This window comes from Mycobacterium sp. E796 (genome assembly GCF_001672815.1).
Classification (GTDB): domain Bacteria; phylum Actinomycetota; class Actinomycetes; order Mycobacteriales; family Mycobacteriaceae; genus Mycobacterium.
Map to the genome: position 1 here is coordinate 25,235 of NZ_LZKK01000300.1, position 20,510 is coordinate 45,744.

Here is a 20,510-nt window from a genome sequence, read left to right on the forward strand (position 1 = left end):
TCGCCACGAGAGCGCCCCACTCGAGCCGAACGGCGCCTATCCAGCGGGGGTGATCGCCACGGCGAGTTGCTGGGGCGCGTAGATCAGTAGGCGGTCCCCCATCGCTTCATGCGACGGTCGCCCGACGGCCGTCGAGATGAAGGGAGCTTAGTCACACCCCGTTCACCACGCCGAGAAACGGCCGTTTAGTGCGGCTATACCGCCGAATTGCCGGCTCGCGACGGCGACGTCAGGGGGTGATGACCGCCGCGAGTTGCGACCCGAAGCTCAGCAGGCCCGGGATGAGGCCACCGATTTGAGTGCCCGGAAGCGGGCCTCCACCCCCGCCAAGCTGAATGGGGCTGAGCGGAGTGAGGAGCCCACCCAAGGGAACCTCGGCAACTGAGTTAAGGGTTAAGAGCGGCTGGCCGGCAGCGGTCACCGTGACGGGCAGCGTCGGCAGGCTGATAAACGTTTGGCCGTTCAGGAAGCCGTTCGCAACGGCGCCCGGGGCACCAATCAGCGCTGCGGCGGCCCCGATTGGGTCGCCCGTCTGCACCGCCGTGACAAACGCGAGCGCACTCGAATTCAGGGCGCTCAAGGCGTTGGCCGGCGCGCCGATCGCGTCCAGGAGGAACTGCAAGGGCAAGCCGAAGGTGATGCCGAGGTCCGCGGGATTAAACGTCGCCCCGAAGTTGGTGAGCGTCTCGACCACGTTGGCGAAGTTCTGCGCCATCTGAGCGGGGATGGACCCTGGGGGGAACACGTTGGCGACATTCTGCGCCATCTGTCCGGGGATGGCGAAGATCGGTGCGAGGTCTCCCAGGGGGCCGAGCGGTGTGACCGGAAGGAGCGTCGCGGTGGGCGACCCGAGTTGGCCGATGTCGAAGCTGATGGGCTGGAAACCGGGCAGCACAACGTTTTCCAAGCCCTGCGCGACCGCGTTCACCGCGCCCTGGATGTTCCCGCCGGCGAGGGCCTGACCTGCCGCCTGGAAGCTGGCGGGCAAGCCGCTCAGCCCGGTGACGAGGTCGGTGCCGGCATTCTGCAGCCCCGTGACGACGGTCTGGGCGTAGCCGATCTGGTTGGTGACCAATTGCTGCAGCAGCGCACCGGGGTTCAGCGTCGACAGGCCCTGGATGCCGGTTTGGATGGCCGTGGGCAAGCTGGCCAGCTCGGCGGGCAGGTTTTGGACGCCGGTCACGATCGACGAACCGATCGTTTGCGCGTAGCCGATCTGGTTGTTGGCGAGCTGGTGCAGGAACGGGAACGGGTTGGCGGTGAAGGTGCTTCCGATCGCCTGCAGGTTGGTGACCGTGTTCGAGACCAGCGCCTGGTACGGCGCGGCCACGGCAGCGCCGAACGAGTTGAGGCCGGTGATCGCCGCGGAGGCGCCGCCCGTGGGGAGCGAACCCAGACCGATGGGCGAGCTGGCGATCGCGTTCGAAATCGCTTGCGCGCCAGACTGAATCTCGCCACCGACGACCTGGGCGGCGTTGGCCGCCTCGGCACTCGCGTAGGCGCCCGCCCCCGCGTTCATCAAGGAGACGAACTGCTGATGAAAGGCCTGCGCCTGGGCGGTCAGCGCCTGAAATTCCTGGCCGAAGTTGCCGAACATCGATGCAATCGCGACCGATACCTCGTCCTGAGCGGCCGTCGCGATCCCGGTCGTGGGACCGGCCGCGGATGCCGCGGCCTCGGCGAGCGACGAACGAATACCGGCGAGATCCTGGGCCGCGCTCTGCACCAGGTCCGGCGTTGCGATCACAAACGACATATCCACCCTCTCCTCGGGCACTAGCCGGATGACCCGTGGTCATCCGATATTCCGTACGAGACCAACGAGGACCCCGCGCCGGCGCGGCGCGAAACCCACTTGAGTCATTCGCTGCCGGTTACCGGCCGGAAACTTACCCGGCAGTAACCCTTGACAGACACGAGCCTAATAAGCCCACGGCTGCAACAAAAAAGACAATTTGCGTTTTCACAGGTTTCGCTACGGTTTGCGACTCTTTGGGGCACCTCATCCTGAAAGCACAGCTAGGGAGGGCGCTGGCCCAAACCGGCGCCCTTCCCGCAGCGACTAAATAGTCGCCGACTAGGTGGCGGCGATGTCCGCCGCCAGCTGGGCGGGGAAGCTCAGCAGCCCCGGAATGAGGCCACCGATAGGAGTGCCGCCCGAGAGTTCGAGCTGCGCGAGATCGCCCCCGCCGAGGTCAACGAACACCGAAGGAAGGCTGAGCGGCGTGAGGATCCCACCCAGCGGAAGGTACGTAGTCGACGGAAGCGTAAGGCCGAACAGGCTGACAGCGGCCGGTGGCAGCGGGACGAGCATCGAGCCATTGAGGAAGGCGTTGGCGACGACGGCCGGCGCATCGAGGAGCGTGGCCGCGAAGGCGGACGCGTTGCCGGCCTGCGCCGCGCCTACGAGGGCTACCCCGGTGGAGTTGAGCGCGCTCAACGCGTTCGCCGGGCCACCGATCCCGTCCAAAATGAGCTGCAGCGGGATCCCAAAGCTCAGATCGGCCACATTACTGATGGTGAGCGTCGTCCCCAGGTTGGTGAAGGCGCTGACCAGATTGGTCGCGTGCTGCGCCATTTGGGCTGCGATAGAGCCGGCGGGTAGCAGGTTGGTGACGTTCTGCGCCATCTGCCCTGGTATCGCCAGGATCGGTGCGAGGTCTCCCAAGGGACCGATCGGCACGATGTCGATGACGATCGACGTATCACCCGGGCCGACCTGAACGCCATTGAAGCCGGGCAGGAAGGCGTTGATGAGGGCTTGGTTGATGGCGCCGTATGCGCCACCGTTGTCCCCGGAGAGGAGGTCCTGGACGGCGGTCTGGAAGCCCCCCGGCAGGGTTTGGATTCCGGTGACGAAATCATGGGCGGCGCTTTGCAGACCCGTGACGACGGTCTGCGCGTTGCCGATCTGGTTGCTGATCAGCTGCTGTAGCACTGCACCGGGATTGACCGTCGAAAGGCTTTGCAGCGCAGTCTGAATCGTCGCCGGCAAGTTCGCCAACGTGGCGGGCAGGTTTTGAATACCGGTCGCGATCGTCTGCCCGTAGAAGATCTGGTTATTGACGAGTTGGTGCAGGAAAGGGAACGGATTGCCAACCACGGTGTTGCCGATGGCCTGCAGGTTGGTGACGGTATTCGAGACCAGCGCCTGGTACGGCGCCGCCACCGTGGCCCCAAACGATCCGACTCCGCTCATCAGCGCGGACGCCCCGCCCGTCGGAAGCGAACCCAGACCAATCGGCGAGCCGGCGATCGCGTTCGAAATCGCTTGCGCGCCAGACTGAATCTCCCCGGCGACCCCACCGAGGCTCTGCTCGACCCCGCCGCCCAGCACCGTCTGAGCGGCGTTGGCGACCTCGGCGCTGGCGTAGGCGCCCGCGCCGGCATTCATCAACGAGACGAACTGCTGATGAAAGGCGTGCGCCTGCGCGCTGACCGCCTGGAATTGCTCGCCGAAGTTGCCGAACATCGATGCGATCGCAAGCGAAACCTCGTCCTGGGCCGCGGTCACGATCCCGGTCGTGGGAGCCGCCGCGGTCGCTGCCGCCTCGACCAGCGACGAACGAATACCCGCCAAATCCGCGGCCGCGCTCGCGACCAGATCCGGTGTTGCGATCACAAATGACATATCCACCCTCTCCTCGGACCACTGGACGATGACCAGTGGTCACCCACATGGACACAGTCGAATAAGGCCTCGCGCACGAACGTGCGCGAGGCCCCCCTCGACTGTTCTTGCTGTCGCTTACCGAGCAGTAAACTTACCCGCGGGTAAGCAAGACAGACGTGAGTTTAATAAGGCGTCGTCTTTTGTCAATACCGTGGTGCGGATTTCATAAGAATCATTACGCCTGCGAACCATTTCGGCCGCGACCACCCCAACACCGCAGTTCAGGGCGCCGCCAAACGTGGCCGAGGGGCGGCGCGCCGATCGCCTGCGCAAGAGTTTCGGGCAGCTAAGCAGCCCGGGGAGTCCAGCCCGTCATCTGCGGGCGCCGCGCGACGTCAGGCGCGAAGTTCGGCGCCGACCACCTCGGCGGCGCGTCGCACAGCGGCGTCACGGGCCGCGCTCGCGTCGCCCTCGGTCAGCGTGCGATCCGGCGCCCGGAAGCGCAGGGCGAACGTCAGGGATTTGCGGTCCTCGCCGATCTGCGGACCCGTGAACACGTCGAACAGCTGCAGGTCTTCGAGCAGTTCGCCGGCCCCCTCGCGAACGGCGTCCGCCACCGCCTGGGCCGGCACGTGCGCGGCCACCACCAGGCTGACGTCCTGGAAGACGGCCGGAAACGGCGACACCCGCGGCGCTGGCAGCACGTCGACGATGGGAATCGCATCCAGGTTCAGCTCCATCGCGCAGGTGCCCTTCGGCAGCGCGGAGCGCTCGATCACGGCGGGATGCAGCTGCCCCGCATAACCCACGCACGTCTCCCCCACGAGCACCTCGGCGCACCGGCCCGGATGCCACGGCAGGTGTTGGGCCGCGCGCAAGCGAACGTCAATCCCACTGGCGCGCGCCACGATTCGCACCGCGTCGAACGCGTCCGCGGCTTCCACCCGGCGGCCGGGACCCCACGGACCGCGCGGTTCACGTAGGCCGGTCAGGACCGTGGCGACGTGCTGCGGCTGTCGCGGCAGGGACGCGTCGAGCATCGCGATCTCGGCGTCGGTGGGCCGACGGTCGACCGGGATGAGCTCGACGCCGCGGGTCTCGTCTGTCGGCTGAACAACTTGCGCCAGGGCGAACAGCGCGACGTCGACGAGGCCGCGAGATACGTTGCGGCTCAAGGCTTCCAGCAGCGCCGGCAGCAGCGTGGTGGCCAGCGCCGGGCGGTCGGCTTCCAGCGGGTTGAGCACATGCGTCGCCGCGCGCCGCGGGTCGTCGGCGGGCAGTCCCCACAGGTCGAAGACGCCGGCGGGCAAGAACGGCGTCGGCAGGATCTCCACGTAACCGGATTGGGCCAGCGACTTGCCGATCGCGCGGCGCCGCTTCTGCGCCGCGGTGAGGCCCCGCCCCGCCGGGGCCGCCGGCAACACCGACGGGATGACCTCCAGCCCCTCCAGCCGCATGACCTCCTCGACGAGGTCGGCGGGCTGCAACAGATCGGGGCGCCAACTCGGCGGCGTCACGATCAGGATGTCGTCGTTTTCGGCTACCGCCGCGCCGATTTGGGCGAGGCGCCGGGCCGTCGTGCCGGGGGCGTAGGCCACCCCGGCGATGCGATCCGGAAGGCCGACGCTGATCCGGATCGGTGGGGGCGACCAGTCCTCGCGCGGCGGATCGCCCCGCCAGTCGGTCAGCGTGGGCGACACCGCTCCCCCGGCGATCTCGGCGAGCAGGGTGGCGCATCGGTCCAGGGCGGCCACCGAGATGGCCGGGTCGACGGAGCGCTCGTAGCGGCGGGCTGCCTCGCTGGGCAGGTGTAGGCGTCGCTGGGTGCGCGACACGCCGGCCGGGTCCCACACGGCCGCCTCCAGCAGCACGTCGGTGGAGTCGTCGCGCACCTCGGTGGTGGCCGCGCCCATGACGCCGCCGATCGCCGCGGTCGCCTTGTCATCGACGATGAGTACGTCAGCCGGATCGAGCCGCCGCTCGATGTCGTCCAGCGTGACGACGGTTTCACCGGGCCGGGCGAACCGCACCGCGAGGCCACCGGTGATGCGATTGCGGTCGTGCGCGTGCATGGGGTGGCCGAGCTCGAGCATCACGTAGTTGGTGACGTCGACCGCGGGCGACGTCGCGCGGATGCCGGCCAGCAGTAGCCGGCGCTGCAGCCACCACGGCGACACGGCGGTCGGGTCGATCCCGATAACCGGGCGCAGCGCGAACCGGCGCACGCCCGTCTCTGGGTCCACCGTGAGCGGCCACGCCTCTCCCTCGACCGGCAGCGGTTTGATCTCGGCCGGGTCGACGAAGTTGAGGTCGTAGGCGCAAGCGATCTCGCGCGCCACGCCCCGCACCGACATGCAGTATCCGCGATCGGGAGTGATCGCCAGGTGGAAAACGACGTCGTCGAGACCGAGCACCTCGGCGCCCGAGGCTCCCGGCGCGGCGGTTTCGGGTGGCAGCACCAGGATCCCGGAATGGTCTGCGCCCAAACCGAGTTCGGCGGCCGAACAGATCATGCCGTCGGAGCTGCGGCCGTAGGTCTTGCGAGCCGTGATTGCAAAGCCGCCGGGCAGCGTGGTGCCGGGCAACGCCACCACCACCAGATCGCCGACCGCGAAGTTGGTTGCCCCGCAGACGATCTCGCGTGGCTTGTCCTCCCCGACGTCCACCTGGCAGGCGCGGATGGGCTTCTTGAACTCGGTGAGCTCTTCGATGGAGATCACGCGCCCGACCGTCAGCGGGCCGTCGACCGGGCCCAGTGTGACGACCTCTTCGACCTCGTGGCCGATGCGCACCAGGGTCTGCTCGATGTCGTCGGGCCTCGCGTCCCAGCCTGGGGCTCCGGCCGTCACGACCTCGCGCAGCCAGCTCAAGGGGACGCGCATCAGGCACCCACTCCGAACGGCAGCGAGAACCGGACGTCGCCCTCGACCATGTCGCGCATGTCCGGGATCCCGTTGCGGAATTGCAGGGTGCGTTCCAGGCCCATGCCGAACGCGAAGCCGGAGTAGATATCGGGGTCAATTCCAGCGGCGCGCAACACGTTTGGATGCACCATGCCGCAGCCGCCCCACTCCACCCAGTCCGCGCCGCCCTTTTTATTGGCGAACCACACGTCGACCTCGGCGGACGGCTCGGTGAACGGGAAGAAGTGCGGCCGGATCCGGGTGCGCGCGGTCGGCCCGAACTCGGCGCGCGCGAACGCGTCAAGCGTGCCGCGCAGATGCGCCATCGACAGGCCGCGGTCCACCGCCAGGCCCTCGACCTGGTGGAACACCGGCGTGTGGGTGGCGTCGAGCTCGTCGGTGCGGAACGTGCGGCCGATCGAGACGATGTAGACGGGCAGCTCTCGTTCCAAGAGCGTGCGGACCTGAACCGGCGACGTGTGGGTGCGCAGCAGCTGGCGGGAATCCTCGGGCGCGACGTAAAAGGTGTCCTGTTCGCTGCGGGCGGGGTGGTCGGCAGGGAAATTCAGGGCGTCGAAGTTGAACTGCTCGGTTTCGACCTCGGGCCCCTCGGCCAACTCCCATCCCATCGCGATGAAGGTATCGGCGATGTGCTCGGCCAAGATCGTGATCGGGTGCCGGGCGCCGGGTGGCTGTCGGGTCGACGGCAACGTGACGTCGATGCCCTCGGCGACCAGGACCGCGGCGTCGCGCTCGGCGCGCAGTTCCGCCAGCCTTTCGTCGTAGCTGCGTTGGGCCTCGCCGCGCGCGGTGTTGACGCGCTTGCCGGCGTCGGCGCGCTCGTCCTTGGGGACGCTGCCCAGCGCCTGGCGCGCCAACGCCAGCGGCGAACGGTCCCCGAGGTGCTCGGTCTTGACCCGCGCCAGCGCGTCCAGGTCGTCGGCGCCCGCGATGGCGTGGCGGGCGGCCGAGACCGCCTCGGCCAACGCTTCCGGCGACAGGTCGACGGGTTGATCGCCCACGCGGCGGCACTCTCCTTGCTGACGAGGCTGTGGAACGCGCCGGCATGCGCCCAGCGCAAGTGCCGATCATAGGTGATTCGGTGCACGACGCTCGGTGCGTGCCGGGCCGTTGGCCGGCGGGTGATTAGCCGGTTGCTACCGGCTGCGGAGTGGTGTCAACCGGCAAAACCCGCAGTGCGGCGCGTCCGGTGACGAATTGGTAGGCCTTGTGGGCCGCCAGCGCGCCCAAGATGCCGAAGGCCGGCGCGGCGGCCATCGTCCCCCAGTGGTGAGCCAGCATCAGGAAACCGAAGCCCGACGACGCCACGAGCATCAGGAAACGCAACGGCGTCCAGTGAATCGGCTGCCGGAAGCGCGCGGACACCAGCACGCCCAGGACCACCGCGACCGTGTGGCCGGCGTCGGTGAAATCGCCACCGATGATCGCCGAGGCCAGGCCCGCCGCGACCCACCAGCCGACCCAGGGTGCCCGCCAGCGCGCCGGGATCACCGCCGTCATCGCGCCGAGCACCGCCAGAGCGCCGTAGCTCATCCCGACGTCGCTGGCCCGGGTGATCGACATCGGCATCCAACCGAACTCGACCGCGGCGGCCAGGGCCGCGGCCACCACGAGCGTCGCGCCGATGTGTCCGACCAGGAACGCCACCACCAGCCGGATGGTGCGCAGGTGCAACTCGGCGAGTGCGAGCAGGCAGGTCAGGAAGGGCAACCAGAAGTACAGCGGTCCGGCGTCGACGACCAACGCGCTGCCCAAAAGGGTGCCCACATGGCCGTGGGCCAGGTTGTGCAGGTTGGTGCTGGCCCGCTCGACGAGCACGTCATGGGCGTGCGGCCCTAAGGCGAGGAGTGCGCAGCTGATGACGAGCAGCGCCGCCACATACCCCACCGTGAATCGAACCCGGGCAAGCCGGGAGAAGATGCCCCCAATCATTGGCATCCATTATGTGGACTAATTTGTTTCGGAAGTGTGATCAAAGGCTGTTAACTCCCTAAGAGTCTTGAGGCGGTATATCCCCAGGTCAGCGGGGACGCCGGCGGGCTTACCCGCGAATACGGGCTTACGTGCACGCTTGGCGACGATGCCCAACGCGTCCAGCTCGGTCTGCGGTATCTGATCCAACGTCGAGCTCGACACCATAATTCCACCTTTGGTGGCGCGTTCCATAACTCGAGCGGCGACGTTCACATCGACGCCGAGCCAGTCCGCGGCCATTCGTTGCGGCCGACCGGTATGGATCCCGACCCGCATCCGTGGCGTGTAACCCGCCACCTCGACCGATTTCAGAGCCTCGTTCGCGGCCAGCGATGCCCGCAAGGCGACCGTCGGATCGCGGAACACGGCCATGAGCCCGTCGCCCATGCGCTTGACGATGTGGCCGCCGGCGTCGAGCAACGGCGGCTCGACCGCCCGTGCCACGCGTCGCAGCAGGGTGAGGGCCGCCTCGTCGCCCGCTTGCAGCGACCATGTCGAGAAGCCGACCAGGTCGGTGAATACTAGCGTGACCTCCGGGTTTGCCGGTCGTCGGGAAACGGTCTCGGTCAGCGCCTGCCACACCTGCAACACACCGAGGCTGATCTCGCGTGACGCCGCATCCCGATCCCCCAGCAAACGGTCGGCGGCACGGGCCGCGGCCCGGGGTCCGCCCTCGCCCGCGGTGGACAGCGGGTCGCCGAATTCCGGATCTCCCGGCAACAGCCGGCGTGCCCGCCGCAGAAACGACACCACACCTGGGCTGTGATTCGTTGAGTGCAGCCAGCGCGCAGGCGACCGCCGTTCCGAAGCCGGGGGCGCCGTCGCCACCGCTTCGCGGTCGGTCTTCAGATCGGTCTCCGAGGCCTCGCCCGGGTCCGGATCGCGCGGCGCGAGTTCCACTTGGCCAGGTTAGGTGCTGCCGGGAGAAGCGGGCAATGACGGTCGCCACACGGTTGCGGAAGGCGCCGACCCTAACCAACTAAACGGCCGGCACGAGTAACCCGAGACCGAAATAGGGCTTGTGCAAAACGGCTTGCACCGCGGGAAGCAAGCCGCCGAACTCGGGGCCGGCCAAGGGGACGACGGTCGGCGCGCCGGTTGGCGACGTCAACATGAGCGAAGCCGGTTGCACGGGTGCCAGCAGCCCTCCGTACGGCACGCTGATCGTCGCCGATGCGAAGCCGAGCCCCGGTGGGGGCGCCACCGGGACCGCGAACGATCCCTGCCCGAACAGCAGACCGTTCCCGACGTTCGCCGGAGTGTTGAGGAGCCCGATCAAGGCGCCCAGCGGGTCACCGGTTCGGGCCGCATTGCCCACTGCGGCCAGGCTGTTTGCGAACGCATTCGCCGCGCTGAGCGGCGGGCCCACCGCGTCCACGCCGAGGGCGAAGCCCGGCACAGCGGACAGGGAGCCAATCAAGGATCCGTTGCCCGATACCGAGGTGTCCAGCGTCGCCGAGAATGCGCCGAATCCCCACGAGAATGACGCCGGCACCGGCGCCGCAGCGCCGCTCACCGCGCTGGCCAAACCTTGCTGGACGTTGGCAATCTCGGTGCTCAGATACGCGGCCACGCCGCCGTTCAGGGAGCTCACCAGCTGCGAGTGGAATGCGGCGGCTTGGGCGCTGGCCGCTTGAAAGGCCTGGCCATACTCGGCGAACAGCGACCGGACGGCCGCCGACACATCGTCGGCCGCCATGGCCGCCAACCCCGTCGTGGAACCCGCCGCCGACGAATTGGCCGAGGTCAGCGCCGACCCGATGGCCTCCCATTGCTGCGCCGCGGACGTCACGGCATCAGCTGTCAGACTCAGAAACGACATCGTCTGGCTCCCTTCGACTAGCGCTACGTATCGATGCCGGCACAGGGTTAGCGACTACAGCCCGAATAGGCCCGCGATTCCGCCCAGCACGTAAGGAACAAAGCCATTCGTGCTTCCAATCGGAAGGTTGTTGGCGCCGAGGACCGTGTAAGTTGTGCCGCCGGTCGTAACGTCAAATGTCGGCCACGATGCCGTTATCGGCTGGGGGGAGGCAAAAACCCCATTGAAGGGAATGCTGAGGGTGCCGATTGGGCCACCAAAGGCAGTGGTATCGATCGGGATGTTAACGGTCGTGGAGCCGATCGTAATGGCGGTTAAATAATTACCGGGAGCGCTGGCCAGCGTCAACGCGGCTCCCGGCAAGTTCCCTGTTTGCAAATCGCCAATTAGTGTATTGACGCTGTTAACCAGCGACGCGTTGCCCGACACGCCGGGGCCCGCGGTGGCGCTGAGAAGCGAAAGCAGCTGGGGCGCGCTGAAGCTCCCGCCCGTGACTTGGAATTCCGTCCCCGGAGCGCCGGACGGGCCCGTCAACACGTTTCCGGACAGCGTCACGTTCGCAGTGCCGAGCACCGCGTTGGTGGCGTTGGCGAATCCCGAGAACGGGCCGTTCTGGCCGATCGGGGGCAGGCTCCCGCCGAACGAGACCGCTACGGCCCCAAAGGGAGTGTTGAGGGAGGTAATTGCGCCCGACACGGTCTGGGTGGGGCCGGTGACCACGCTCGCTAACGTTTGCTGGACATTGACGGCTTCCGCGCTGACGTACTGACCGGCCCCCGCGGTCAACGCACCGACGAAGTTGTCGTGATAGGCCGCAGCCTGCGCCCCGAGTGCTTGGAATTCATGGCCGGCCCTTCCGAACAACGAGGAGATCGCCGCCGAGACCTCGTCTGCGCCAGGTGCCGCGATCGCGGTCGTCTGGGCCATCGCCTCCGCTTGAGCCGCCCGCAGCGAAGAGCCGATATTCGCCAGATTTCCGCTTGCCACGGTCAATGAGTCAGGCACGACACTCACGAATGACATAGCACCCCTTCGCCGCCGAATAATGCCCACGCGGAATACGAGCCGCGAGGTGGAGTAATCGTAACTGCGAAGACCCTTTTTTGGCAGAGGGCCAAAGTCCTTCTTGACGTCAATTTATCGAAGCCACGATAAAATTGACCCGGTCAAAATTAGGATAGCCACAGAGGTCGCCGAGAGGTCCTCCGGGCGACCCATCATCACGTGTTCGCAGACGTTGGATACCACTTGCGGCACGCGGTCGCGAAATCGTAGACAACGTGCGTTGTCAAAGTTATCGTGGGCCCAGGAGGCCGAGATGACTGCCATATCAACGACATCCGCGGATCCGCTCGGACCCGACTCACTCACCTGGAAGTACTTCGGTGACCTCCGCACCGGAATGATGGGCGTGTGGATCGGCGCGATCCAGAACATGTATCCGGAACTGGGCGCGGGCGTCGAGGAGCATTCAATCCTGTTGCGGGAGCCGCTGCAGCGCGTGGCGCGCTCGGTCTATCCGATCATGGGCGTCGTTTACGACGGCGATCGCGCGGCCCAGACCGGTCAGCAAATCAAGGGCTATCACCGCACCATCAAGGGCGTCGACGGTGCGGGGCGCCGCTACCACGCGCTCAATCCCGAGACGTTCTATTGGGCGCACGCCACGTTTTTCATGCTCATCATCAAGGTGGCCGAGTACTTCTGCGGGGGCCTGACCGAAGCCGAGAAGCGACAGCTGTTCGACGAGCACGTGCAGTGGTACCGCATGTACGGCATGAGCATGAGGCCGGTGCCTCGATCGTGGGAAGAGTTTTTGGAGTACTGGGATCGGGTGTGCCGCGAGGAGCTGGAAATCAATCAGGCGACGCTGGACATCTTCAAGATCCGCATTCCCAAGCCCAAGTTCGTGCTGATGCCGACACCGATCTGGGACCAGTTGCTCAGGCCGCTGGTGGCCGGTCAGCGCTGGATCGCGGCGGGGCTGTTCGAGCCGGCGGTGCGCGAGAAGGCGGGCATGCATTGGACGCCGGGCGACGAGGTGCTGCTGCGCGTGTTCGGGAAGCTCGTCGAGCTGGCCTTCCTGGCCGTTCCCGACGAGATCCGGCTGCACCCGCGCGCGCTGGCCGCCTATCGCCGCGCCGAGGGGCGGCTACCCAGCGACGCGCCGTTGGTGGAGGCGCCGGCATTCATGGCACCGCCCCGCGACCGCCGCGGGCTGCCGATGCATTACTTTCCGCCACGTCCCCGCACCCCTCTCGACCCCGCCAAGTTCCTGATGGAACGCGCGGGATCGTTGGTGCACGGCACACTCTCGCTCACCGGCCTGCGCCCTGCCCGGGGGCGCCGCGCCAGGGCGGCTTGAGCCCGTCCTCACACCCAAGGCCAGAAGGCGGACGAATGCCTACTGGAACGTGAAGTCAGGAACGATGCCACCGAAGTGCGTGCCCGGATATGAAATCAGTAAGTTGTCGATGCTGAGCGTCCAGCCGGTGAGCTGGACCGCGGGCAAGAGGTCCCCCCTCAATGAGGCCCCGTAGGAAAGAAACGGAAGGCTCTGCCCCAGCGTCATAGAGAATCGCCCGTCGGAAGTGATGGCCGAGGTACCGCCAGCCGACAACAGCGGCACGGCGCCGAACGGCGTGTTGAGGGCGACGCTTGCGTTAGTGGTTCCCAACAGCCCGCCGGCGCTGAGGGAATCGATCGTCGTATTCAGCGATACGCCGAAGGGACCGAAATCCTGGCTGACGTTCACCAAGGGGGTGGAGGCGGCGGCGCCGGCGGGCGCGTTCACTGTCGTCAGCGTTTGCTGGGCATTAATTAGCTCGGCGCCCACATACTGCGCGGCCCCGCTGCTCAAGTTGCTCACGAACTCATCATGAAATGCCGCCGCCTGGGCGTTGATGGTTTGAAATTCCTGGGCGTGCGTCCCGAGCAGCGCGGTAATCGCCACCGAGACTTCATCTTCGGCCGGCGCAGCAACCGCCGTCGTTTGACTTGCGGCCACAGCGCTCGCGCTACGCAGCGCAGAGCCGAGATTTTCTAACTTGCTGCTCGCCTCTGACACGATGTCGGGCGCCACGCTGAGTAGCGACATTGCCGTGCCTCCCTGCAATCCGGACCATTCATGACACAGACCGCTGAACAAGCGGAGAGACGCAAAGCGTAACAGTAGGTTGCTCGCCCTAGCGTGCATATTTGCAAAGTTTTCCGACCGCCAGCCCTATACCCTCTGGTGCAGTTTGCTGAAGAGGTGGGCTCGCAGCGCGCGTCGAGTCCGGAGCCACTCAGCGAAGGCACCCAAGCGCTTGAGCGCTCTGGTAGAGGCAGATGGCCGCGGCGGCGGCCACGTTGAGGCTTTCGGCGCCGCCGGCCATCGGGATGCGTACGCGGCGGTCGGCCGCCGCCGCGAGCTCAGCCGACAAGCCGTGTGATTCGGCTCCGAACAGCCAGGCCGTCGGCGCGGTGAGGTCCGCCTCGTCGAGCCGGGTCTCGCCGTCCACCGTCGTGGCCAGCACCTGCAACCCGGCGGCGCGCAACGCGGCGACCGCGGCGGCGGCGTCGGGCGCGGAGACAACCGGGATCGAGAAGATGCTGCCGGCCGACGCGCGCAGGCACTTGCCGTTGTACGGGTCGACGCTGTGCCCGCCGAGCACTACGGCCCCCGCGCCCATCGCGTCGGCGATGCGAATCAGGGTGCCCGCGTTGCCCGGCTCACCGATCTCGATGGGAACAGCAACCAGCCGCGGCGAGTCCGTCAGCGCGTCCTCGATCGAGCTCGCCGGCATGTCACAAACCGCCACCAGCCCCGTCGGGGTCACCGTGTCGGACAGCGCCTTTGCGGCGCGCTCCGTGACCAGGTGGACCGGGCACTGCTGCGTCGCGAGCAGCGCCGCGTGCCGCTGCGCCGCGAGTTCGGTGACAAACACGTCGCGGACCAACCCGCGCGCGGCCGCCGCCCCGACCAAGTTCGGTCCCTCGGCGAGGAACCGTCCGACCCGGCGACGCCCGACATGCCGATGTAACTTGACCGCCGCGGCCACCCTGGCCGAGCGTTCGGTGAGCGGTGCCGGCATCGCCGGCAGCTAGGCGGCCTCTCCGGAATCCGACGGGGCGTTGACGTCCTCGGGCAGCGCCGCCCGGGCGACGTCGACCAGCGCGGTGAACGCCGCCGGATCGGTGATCGCGATGTCGGCGAGGTTCTTGCGGTCCACCTCGACACCGGCGGCCTTCAGACCCTGGATCAGGCGGTTGTAGGTGATGTCGTTGGCGCGTGCAGCCGCGTTGATCCGCGAGATCCACAACTTACGGAACTCGCCCTTACGCGCACGACGGTCGCGGTAGGCGTAGTTCAGCGAATGCAGCTGCTGCTCTTTGGCTTTGCGATAGAGCCGGGACCGCTGGCCGCGATAGCCCTTCGAGGCCTTTAAGACGCTGCGCCTCTTCTTCTGGGCGTTGACCGCCCGCTTCACGCGTGCCATGGATGTTCCTACTCTCGTTCTGGCAGTAAATGCTTTTAAATGGTCGTTTGCCGGCTGCCTAGCCGTTCAGCAGCTTGTTGACGCGCTTGGTGTCGTTGGCCGACACCGTGGTGCGGCCATCCAGCCGCCTGGTCCGGGTCGACGGCTTGTGCTCCAGCAGGTGCCGCCGGTTGGCTTTCTGGCGCACGATCTTCCCGGTGCCGGTGCGCCGGAACCGCTTCGACGACCCGCTGTGGGTCTTGGCCTTGGGCATGTTTCCTCTACTTTCAGTACTTTTCAGTACTTCTCAGCATCTTCGGTACTAGCTGGTACTCGTTCGTGTCAGGTCAGTTGGGCGACGGGGTGGCGTCGGCTCCCGCATCGGTGTCCGGTGCCGCGCCTCCTCCCGGTGCCTCTGGGTGGCGCGCCCGCGCGCGGGTCTTGGCGCCGCGGTGCGGTGCCAGCACCATCGTCATGTTGCGGCCGTCCTGCTTGGCGGACGTTTCGACGAATCCGTAGTCGGCGACGTCCGCGCCCAGGCGCTGCAGCAATCGGTAGCCCAGCTCGGGCCGCGACTGCTCGCGTCCGCGAAACATGATGGTGACCTTGACCTTCGATCCCGCCTCCAGGAAGCGGATTACGTGGCCCTTCTTGGTCTCGTAATCGTGATCGTCGATTTTTGGTCGCAGCTTTTGCTCTTTGACGACGGTCTGCTGCTGGTTCCGGCGGGATTCGCGCGCCTTTTGCGCCGCCTCGTATTTGAACTTGCCGTAATCCATGATCTTGCAGACCGGAGGTCTGGCGTTCGGGGCAACTTCGACGAGGTCGAGATCGGCGTCCGCGGCGACGCGCAGTGCGTCCTCGATGCGCACTATGCCTACCTGCTCTCCCCCGGGTCCGATCAATCGAACTTCAGGTACGCGGATGCGCTCGTTGACGCGGGTCTCAGTGCTGATGGGGCCTCCCTTGTTGGGCTTCTTTCTCTGGTGGCGGCCGCAGCGGTGGAAAACCACACCATCAGCAAAAAAGCCCTGCACAAGCAGGGCCCAATGCCGACCGATCGCGGCTGGAAGTGCTCCAGCAGCCCGCGCTGCGCGCGGAACAGGCATTCACGATGCCCGTGACCGGACCGCTGAACCTTGAGAAAACTCGTGGCCAACGGTGGGAGTGGGACTCCACTTACTGTCCCCGGCGTTCACCGGGATGGTCGCAGTCGATAGTTTAGCAGCCATGACGCGTCTTCCTGCACGTCTGCGGCCGGACGGGCGTCCGGCGCGCGTCGCATCCCGACTAATAGCTGTCCGCCTCCCATGGCGCTTCGCCAGGATTTTCACGGCTTGACGGCATATCCTCGCGGTCTGTGACACTCGCTACGTCCCGCTTCGGCCCGCGTTCGGGCAGCCAGCCGAACTCCCGGTATCGCTGGGTACCGGCGGCGGCGGGCTGGACCGTCGGCGTCATCGCCACGGTGTCACTGATCGCGAGCGTGTCGCCGCTGATCCGGTGGCTGATCAAGGTCCCACGCGAGTTCATCAACGACTACCTGTTCAACTTCCCCGACACCAGCATCGCGTGGTCGTTCGTGCTGGCCCTGCTGGCCGCCGCCCTGACCGCGCGCAAACGCATCGCCTGGGTGTTGCTGCTCGGCAACATGGTCCTGGCCGCCGCTTTGAACGCCGCCGACATCGCCGCGGGCGACAACACCGCGGCCGAGTCGTTCGGGGAGAACCTCGGCTTCGCCGTGCACATCGTCGCGATCGTCCTGCTGCTCCTTTCCTATCGGCAGTTCTGGGCCAAGGTGCGCAAGGCCGCCCTGTTCAAGGCGGCCGCGGTCCTGGTCACCGGGCTCGTGATCGGAATCCTGGCGTCCTGGGGCCTGGTCGAGATGTGGCCGGGCACCCTGGCGCCCGATTCACGCTTCTGGTACGTCGTCAACCGGGTGGTGGGGTTCTCCATCGTCGATCCCGACGCGTTCACCGGCCGGCCACACGTTCTGCTCAACGCGATCTTCGGGTTGTTCGGAGCGCTCGCGCTGATCGCGGCGACGATCGTGCTGTTCCAGTCCCAACGTGCCGACAACGCGCTGACGGGCGAGGACGAGTCCGCGATCCGCGGGCTGCTCGAGCTCTACGGCAAACAGGACTCCCTCGGATATTTCGCCACCCGCCGCGACAAGTCGGTGGTGTTCGCCCCGAGCGGCCGCGCGGCCATCACCTACCGGGTCGAGATCGGGGTCTGTTTGGCCAGCGGCGACCCGATCGGTGACCCGAGGGCGTGGCCGCAGGCGATCGACGCGTGGTTGGGGTTGTGCCAGACCTACGGCTGGGCACCAGGTGTGATGGGCGCCAGTTCGCAAGGCGCCCAGGCGTACCGCGAGGCCGGGCTCAACGCCCTCGAGCTGGGCGACGAGGCGATCCTGCGGACGTCCGACTACAAGCTGTCCGGCCCCGACATGCGCGGGGTGCGCCAGGCGGTGACCCGGGCGCGCAGGGCGGGGCTGACGGTACGCATCCGGCGACACCGCGACATCTCGGCCGACGAGATGGCCGAAACGATCTCGCGCGCCGACGCGTGGCGCGACACCCAAACCGAGCGCGGCTTTTCGATGGCGCTGGGCCGGCTCGGCGACCCGGCCGACGGCGACTGCCTGCTGGTCGAAGCCATCGATCGCGAGGGTCGGGTGGTCGCGATGCTGTCGCTGGTCCCGTGGGGAAGCACCGGCGTCTCCCTGGACCTCATGCGGCGTTCCCCGCAATCCCCCAACGGCACCATCGAGCTCATGGTCAGCGAGCTCGCGCTGAACGCCGAAGCCCTTGGCATCATTCGCATTTCACTGAACTTTGCGATGTTCCGCTCGGCGTTCGAACAGGGCGCCCAGCTCGGCGCCGGGCCCATCGCCCGGTTGTGGCGCGGGTTCCTGTTGTTCTTTTCGCGATGGTGGCAGCTCGAGACGCTGTACCGCTCGAACATGAAGTACCAGCCCGAGTGGGTTCCCCGGTACGCGTGTTACGAAGATGCCCGGCTGATTCCCCGGGTCGGCGTCGCCTCGGTGATCGCGGAGGGTTTCCTCGTCCTGCCGTTCAGCCGGCGCGAGAAGGTGCACACCGGGCATCATCCGGCGGTACCGGCCAGGCTGGCGGAGTCCGGGCTGCTGCACCACGACGGATCGACGCCCGACGTGAGCGACCTGCAACGCGGGGTCAAGGCGGCCGAGGCCGAGGAGTCGAGGTTGCGCCTACCCGAGCAGGTACGGGTGCGCCTGGCCAAGCTGAAGATCTTGCAGCGCAACGGGGTTGACGCCTACCCGGTGGGGTGCCCGCCCAGCCACTCGATCGCCGCCGCGTTGGACGCCGACGATCAGGAGGACGTGTCGGTGGCCGGCCGCATCCTGCGGATCCGCGACTACGGCGGCGTGCTGTTCGCCCAGGTGCGTGACTGGTCGGGCGAAATGCAAGTGCTGCTGGACAATTCGCATCTCGGACGCGGCCGCACCGCCGATTTCACCGCGGCCATCGATCTCGGTGACCTGGTCGAGATGACGGGGCACATGGGCTTTTCCAAAAAGGGGACCCGCTCGTTGATCGTGCGCGACTGGCGGATGATCGGTAAGTGCCTGCGCCCGTTGCCGAATAAGTGGAAGGGACTGACCGATCCCGAGGCGCGGGTGCGGGCCCGCTACGTCGACCTGGCGGTCAACCCGGAGTCGCGCGAGCTGATCAGGGCCCGCAGCGAGGTGTTGCGCTCGGTTCGGGAAACCCTGTTCGCCAAGGGCTTCATCGAGGTCGAGACGCCGATCCTGCAGCAGATCCACGGCGGGGCCACCGCCCGGCCGTTCGTCACCCACATCAACACCTACGACATGGACCTGTTCCTGCGCATCGCGCCGGAGCTGTATCTGAAGCGGCTGTGCGTCGGCGGCGTTGAGCGGGTGTTCGAGCTGGGCCGGGCCTTCCGCAACGAAGGCGTCGACTTCAGCCACAACCCGGAGTTCACCCTGCTGGAGGCCTACCAGGCGCATGCGGACTACAAAGTGTGGATCGACGGCTGCCGGGAGCTCATCCAGAACGCCGCGCAGGCCGCCAACGGCGAGCAGACCGTGCTGCGCCCCCGCGCGGGGACCGACGGCCGACTCGAACCGGTGGACATCTCCGGCACGTGGGCGGTGAAGACCGTGTACGACGCGGTATCGGAGGCGCTGGGCGAGCGCATCGATCCCGACACTTCGCTGGCCGCCCTGCGCAGGATGTCCGACGCCGTGCACATTCCGTATCGGGCGCATTGGGATTCCGGCGCGGTGGTGCTCGAGCTCTACGAGCACCTGGTGGAGGACAAGACCGAGCAACCCACGTTCTACATCGACTTCCCCACCTCCGTGTCGCCGCTGACCCGGCCGCACCGCAGTCAGCGCGGCGTCGCCGAGCGGTGGGACCTGGTGGCGTGGGGCGTCGAGCTGGGCACCGCCTACAGCGAGCTGACCGACCCGGTGGAGCAGCGGCGCCGCCTGCAGGAGCAGTCACTGTTGGCCGCCGGCGGGGATCCCGAAGCGATGGAGCTCGACGAGGACTTTCTGCAAGCCATGGAGTACGCGATGCCACCCACCGGCGGACTCGGTATGGGCATCGATCGGCTCGTCATGCTCATAACCGGCCGAAGCATCCGCGAAACCCTGCCGTTCCCCCTGGCCAAGCCGCATTAGCCCGGCCCGCCCCGCCAGCCGGCACACAGGAAACATCCGGTCAAAATGTTCCGGGAGTGTTAACGATGGCTCACACTGATGCACGTGACCGCTCCGACGCCCCTCGCCGCGGCGGAGCTGGCCGGTAATTTCACCTCCCTGATGCACGGGTGGATACCCGCGACCATCCAGATCGGTACCGCCGCCGTGCTGACGCTGGCCGTGGGCTGGCGGTCGCGACGATGGCGGGCGGTGTGGCTGCCACTGGCCGGCGCCGCCGGGGGCGCCGCCGCCTACCTGACGCACTGGTACGTCGTCGACCGCGGCCTGTCCGACGAGCCGGCGCCGTCGGCGCTGTGGGTCTGGGTCGCGTTGGCCGGCGTGGCCGCGGCGGTGCTGGTGGTGGGCTGGCGCAGCGCGCCGCCGTGGCGGCGCGGCATGACGCTGCTTGCCGTGCCGTCGTGCTTGCTCTGCGCAGCGCTCGTGCTCAACGCGTGGGTCGGCTACTTCCCGACCGTGCAGGCGGCCTGGAGCCAGCTCACCTCCGGTCCCCTGCCCGATCAGACGGACCCGGCCACCCTCAGCGCGCTGGCCGCCAAGCGGGCCCGCCCTCCGCACGGCAGCGTCGTGCCGGTGGTGATCCCCTCGGACGCATCGCATTTCAAGCACCGCGGGGAACTCGTGTACCTGCCGCCCGAGTGGTTTACCAGCAGCCCGCCGCCGGCATTGCCGACGGTGATGATGATCGGCGGACAGTTCAACACACCTGCGGACTGGACGCGGGCGGGCAACGCGGTCACGACGATCGACGACTTCGCGGCCGGCCACGACGGCAAGGCGCCGGTGTTGGTGTTCGTCGACGCCGGTGGGGCCTTCAACAACGACACCGAATGCGTGAACGGTGTGCGCGGCAACGCCGCCGATCATCTGACCAAAGACGTTGTCCCCTACATGGTTTCGAAGTTTGGCGTGAGCGCCGACCGGTCCAACTGGGGCATCACCGGCTGGTCGATGGGCGGGACGTGCGCCGTTGATCTGGCCG

At 67.3% G+C, this 20,510-nt stretch carries 16 protein-coding genes; 3 read left to right on the plus strand and 13 right to left on the minus strand.

Features of this window, described 5'->3' with window-relative positions:
• Positions 1 to 229: 229 nt before the first annotated feature.
• The 8 genes from A5706_RS23215 to A5706_RS23250 all read right to left on the minus strand — a co-directional run bounded on the left by A5706_RS23215 (position 230) and on the right by A5706_RS23250 (position 11,356).
• On the minus strand, positions 230 to 1,756 hold the full coding sequence (locus tag A5706_RS23215; RefSeq protein ID WP_068135896.1) for a PE family protein: 1,527 nt from the start codon (positions 1,754 to 1,756) through the stop codon (positions 230 to 232).
• A gap of 321 nt (positions 1,757 to 2,077) precedes the next feature.
• The gene (locus A5706_RS35035; RefSeq protein WP_068135900.1) at positions 2,078 to 3,631 is read right to left on the minus strand and encodes a PE family protein; all 1,554 of its coding nucleotides are present in this window, start codon (positions 3,629 to 3,631) and stop codon (positions 2,078 to 2,080) included.
• A 377-nt stretch (positions 3,632 to 4,008) separates the two neighbouring features.
• Positions 4,009 to 6,495 (minus strand): phenylalanine--tRNA ligase subunit beta, encoded by a 2,487-nt coding sequence (gene pheT / locus A5706_RS23225; RefSeq protein WP_068135902.1) that lies wholly within the window; start codon positions 6,493 to 6,495, stop codon positions 4,009 to 4,011.
• Positions 6,495 to 7,538 carry a phenylalanine--tRNA ligase subunit alpha gene (gene pheS / locus A5706_RS23230; RefSeq protein ID WP_068135905.1) on the minus strand — a complete coding sequence of 348 codons (1,044 nt, stop codon included), beginning with the start codon at positions 7,536 to 7,538 and terminating at the stop codon, positions 6,495 to 6,497. The genes pheT and pheS overlap by 1 nt, the downstream gene beginning before the upstream one ends.
• A 124-nt stretch (positions 7,539 to 7,662) precedes the next feature.
• Positions 7,663 to 8,469, minus strand: coding sequence for a rhomboid-like protein (locus A5706_RS23235; protein WP_068135924.1), 807 nt, complete (start codon positions 8,467 to 8,469; stop codon positions 7,663 to 7,665).
• Positions 8,470 to 8,487: 18 nt separating this feature from the next.
• On the minus strand, positions 8,488 to 9,411 hold the full coding sequence (locus A5706_RS23240) for an adenylate/guanylate cyclase domain-containing protein (protein ID WP_082964567.1): 924 nt from the start codon (positions 9,409 to 9,411) through the stop codon (positions 8,488 to 8,490).
• A gap of 79 nt (positions 9,412 to 9,490) precedes the next feature.
• A complete protein-coding gene (locus A5706_RS23245) occupies positions 9,491 to 10,333 on the minus strand; it encodes a PE family protein (protein WP_068135908.1) in 843 nt (280 codons plus the stop codon).
• Positions 10,334 to 10,387: 54 nt separating this feature from the next.
• A complete protein-coding gene (locus A5706_RS23250; protein ID WP_082964568.1) occupies positions 10,388 to 11,356 on the minus strand; it encodes a PE family protein in 969 nt (322 codons plus the stop codon).
• Between the two features lie 295 nt (positions 11,357 to 11,651).
• Between A5706_RS23250 and A5706_RS23255 the strand changes: the two genes are divergently transcribed.
• Positions 11,652 to 12,698 carry an oxygenase MpaB family protein gene (locus A5706_RS23255; protein ID WP_068135914.1) on the plus strand — a complete coding sequence of 349 codons (1,047 nt, stop codon included), beginning with the start codon at positions 11,652 to 11,654 and terminating at the stop codon, positions 12,696 to 12,698.
• 39 nt (positions 12,699 to 12,737) lie between these two features.
• Here the strand turns inward: A5706_RS23255 and A5706_RS23260 are convergent, their stop codons facing one another.
• The 5 genes from A5706_RS23260 to infC all read right to left on the minus strand — a co-directional run bounded on the left by A5706_RS23260 (position 12,738) and on the right by infC (position 15,749).
• Positions 12,738 to 13,430: a PE family protein gene (locus A5706_RS23260; RefSeq protein ID WP_068135917.1), complete on the minus strand. Its 693-nt coding sequence runs from the start codon at positions 13,428 to 13,430 to the stop codon at positions 12,738 to 12,740.
• A 190-nt stretch (positions 13,431 to 13,620) separates the two neighbouring features.
• The gene (locus A5706_RS23265; protein WP_068135919.1) at positions 13,621 to 14,409 is read right to left on the minus strand and encodes an RNA methyltransferase; all 789 of its coding nucleotides are present in this window, start codon (positions 14,407 to 14,409) and stop codon (positions 13,621 to 13,623) included.
• Between the two features lie 9 nt (positions 14,410 to 14,418).
• Positions 14,419 to 14,814 (minus strand): 50S ribosomal protein L20, encoded by a 396-nt coding sequence (rplT, locus tag A5706_RS23270; RefSeq protein ID WP_068111278.1) that lies wholly within the window; start codon positions 14,812 to 14,814, stop codon positions 14,419 to 14,421.
• 58 nt (positions 14,815 to 14,872) lie between these two features.
• The gene (gene rpmI, locus A5706_RS23275) at positions 14,873 to 15,067 is read right to left on the minus strand and encodes a 50S ribosomal protein L35 (protein WP_068135921.1); all 195 of its coding nucleotides are present in this window, start codon (positions 15,065 to 15,067) and stop codon (positions 14,873 to 14,875) included.
• A 73-nt stretch (positions 15,068 to 15,140) separates the two neighbouring features.
• Entirely contained in the window at positions 15,141 to 15,749 is a 609-nt protein-coding gene (infC, locus tag A5706_RS23280; RefSeq protein ID WP_081665070.1) for a translation initiation factor IF-3, read from the minus strand.
• 404 nt (positions 15,750 to 16,153) lie between these two features.
• Here infC and lysX point away from each other — a divergent pair, with 404 nt between their 5' ends.
• Positions 16,154 to 19,489, plus strand: coding sequence for a bifunctional lysylphosphatidylglycerol synthetase/lysine--tRNA ligase LysX (gene lysX / locus A5706_RS23285; protein ID WP_197517949.1), 3,336 nt, complete (start codon positions 16,154 to 16,156; stop codon positions 19,487 to 19,489).
• Positions 19,490 to 19,567: 78 nt separating this feature from the next.
• Positions 19,568 to 20,510: alpha/beta hydrolase family protein (locus A5706_RS23290; protein ID WP_255406331.1), on the plus strand; the 943-nt coding region annotated here is incomplete at its 3' end.

Excerpts from the sequence above, each read along its gene's own strand:
- A5706_RS23215 (WP_068135896.1), bottom strand. The coding sequence starts at position 1,756 with ATGTCGTTTGTGATCGCAACGCCGGACCTGGTGCAGAGCGCGGCCCAG.
- A5706_RS35035 (WP_068135900.1), bottom strand. The coding sequence starts at position 3,631 with ATGTCATTTGTGATCGCAACACCGGATCTGGTCGCGAGCGCGGCCGCG.
- pheT (WP_068135902.1), bottom strand. The coding sequence starts at position 6,495 with ATGCGCGTCCCCTTGAGCTGGCTGCGCGAGGTCGTGACGGCCGGAGCC.
- A5706_RS23235 (WP_068135924.1), bottom strand. The coding sequence starts at position 8,469 with ATGATTGGGGGCATCTTCTCCCGGCTTGCCCGGGTTCGATTCACGGTG.
- A5706_RS23245 (WP_068135908.1), bottom strand. The coding sequence starts at position 10,333 with ATGTCGTTTCTGAGTCTGACAGCTGATGCCGTGACGTCCGCGGCGCAG.
- A5706_RS23250 (WP_082964568.1), bottom strand. The coding sequence starts at position 11,356 with ATGTCATTCGTGAGTGTCGTGCCTGACTCATTGACCGTGGCAAGCGGA.
- A5706_RS23255 (WP_068135914.1), top strand. The coding sequence starts at position 11,652 with ATGACTGCCATATCAACGACATCCGCGGATCCGCTCGGACCCGACTCA.
- A5706_RS23260 (WP_068135917.1), bottom strand. The coding sequence starts at position 13,430 with ATGTCGCTACTCAGCGTGGCGCCCGACATCGTGTCAGAGGCGAGCAGC.
- A5706_RS23265 (WP_068135919.1), bottom strand. The coding sequence starts at position 14,409 with ATGCCGGCACCGCTCACCGAACGCTCGGCCAGGGTGGCCGCGGCGGTC.
- rplT (WP_068111278.1), bottom strand. The coding sequence starts at position 14,814 with ATGGCACGCGTGAAGCGGGCGGTCAACGCCCAGAAGAAGAGGCGCAGC.
- rpmI (WP_068135921.1), bottom strand. The coding sequence starts at position 15,067 with ATGCCCAAGGCCAAGACCCACAGCGGGTCGTCGAAGCGGTTCCGGCGC.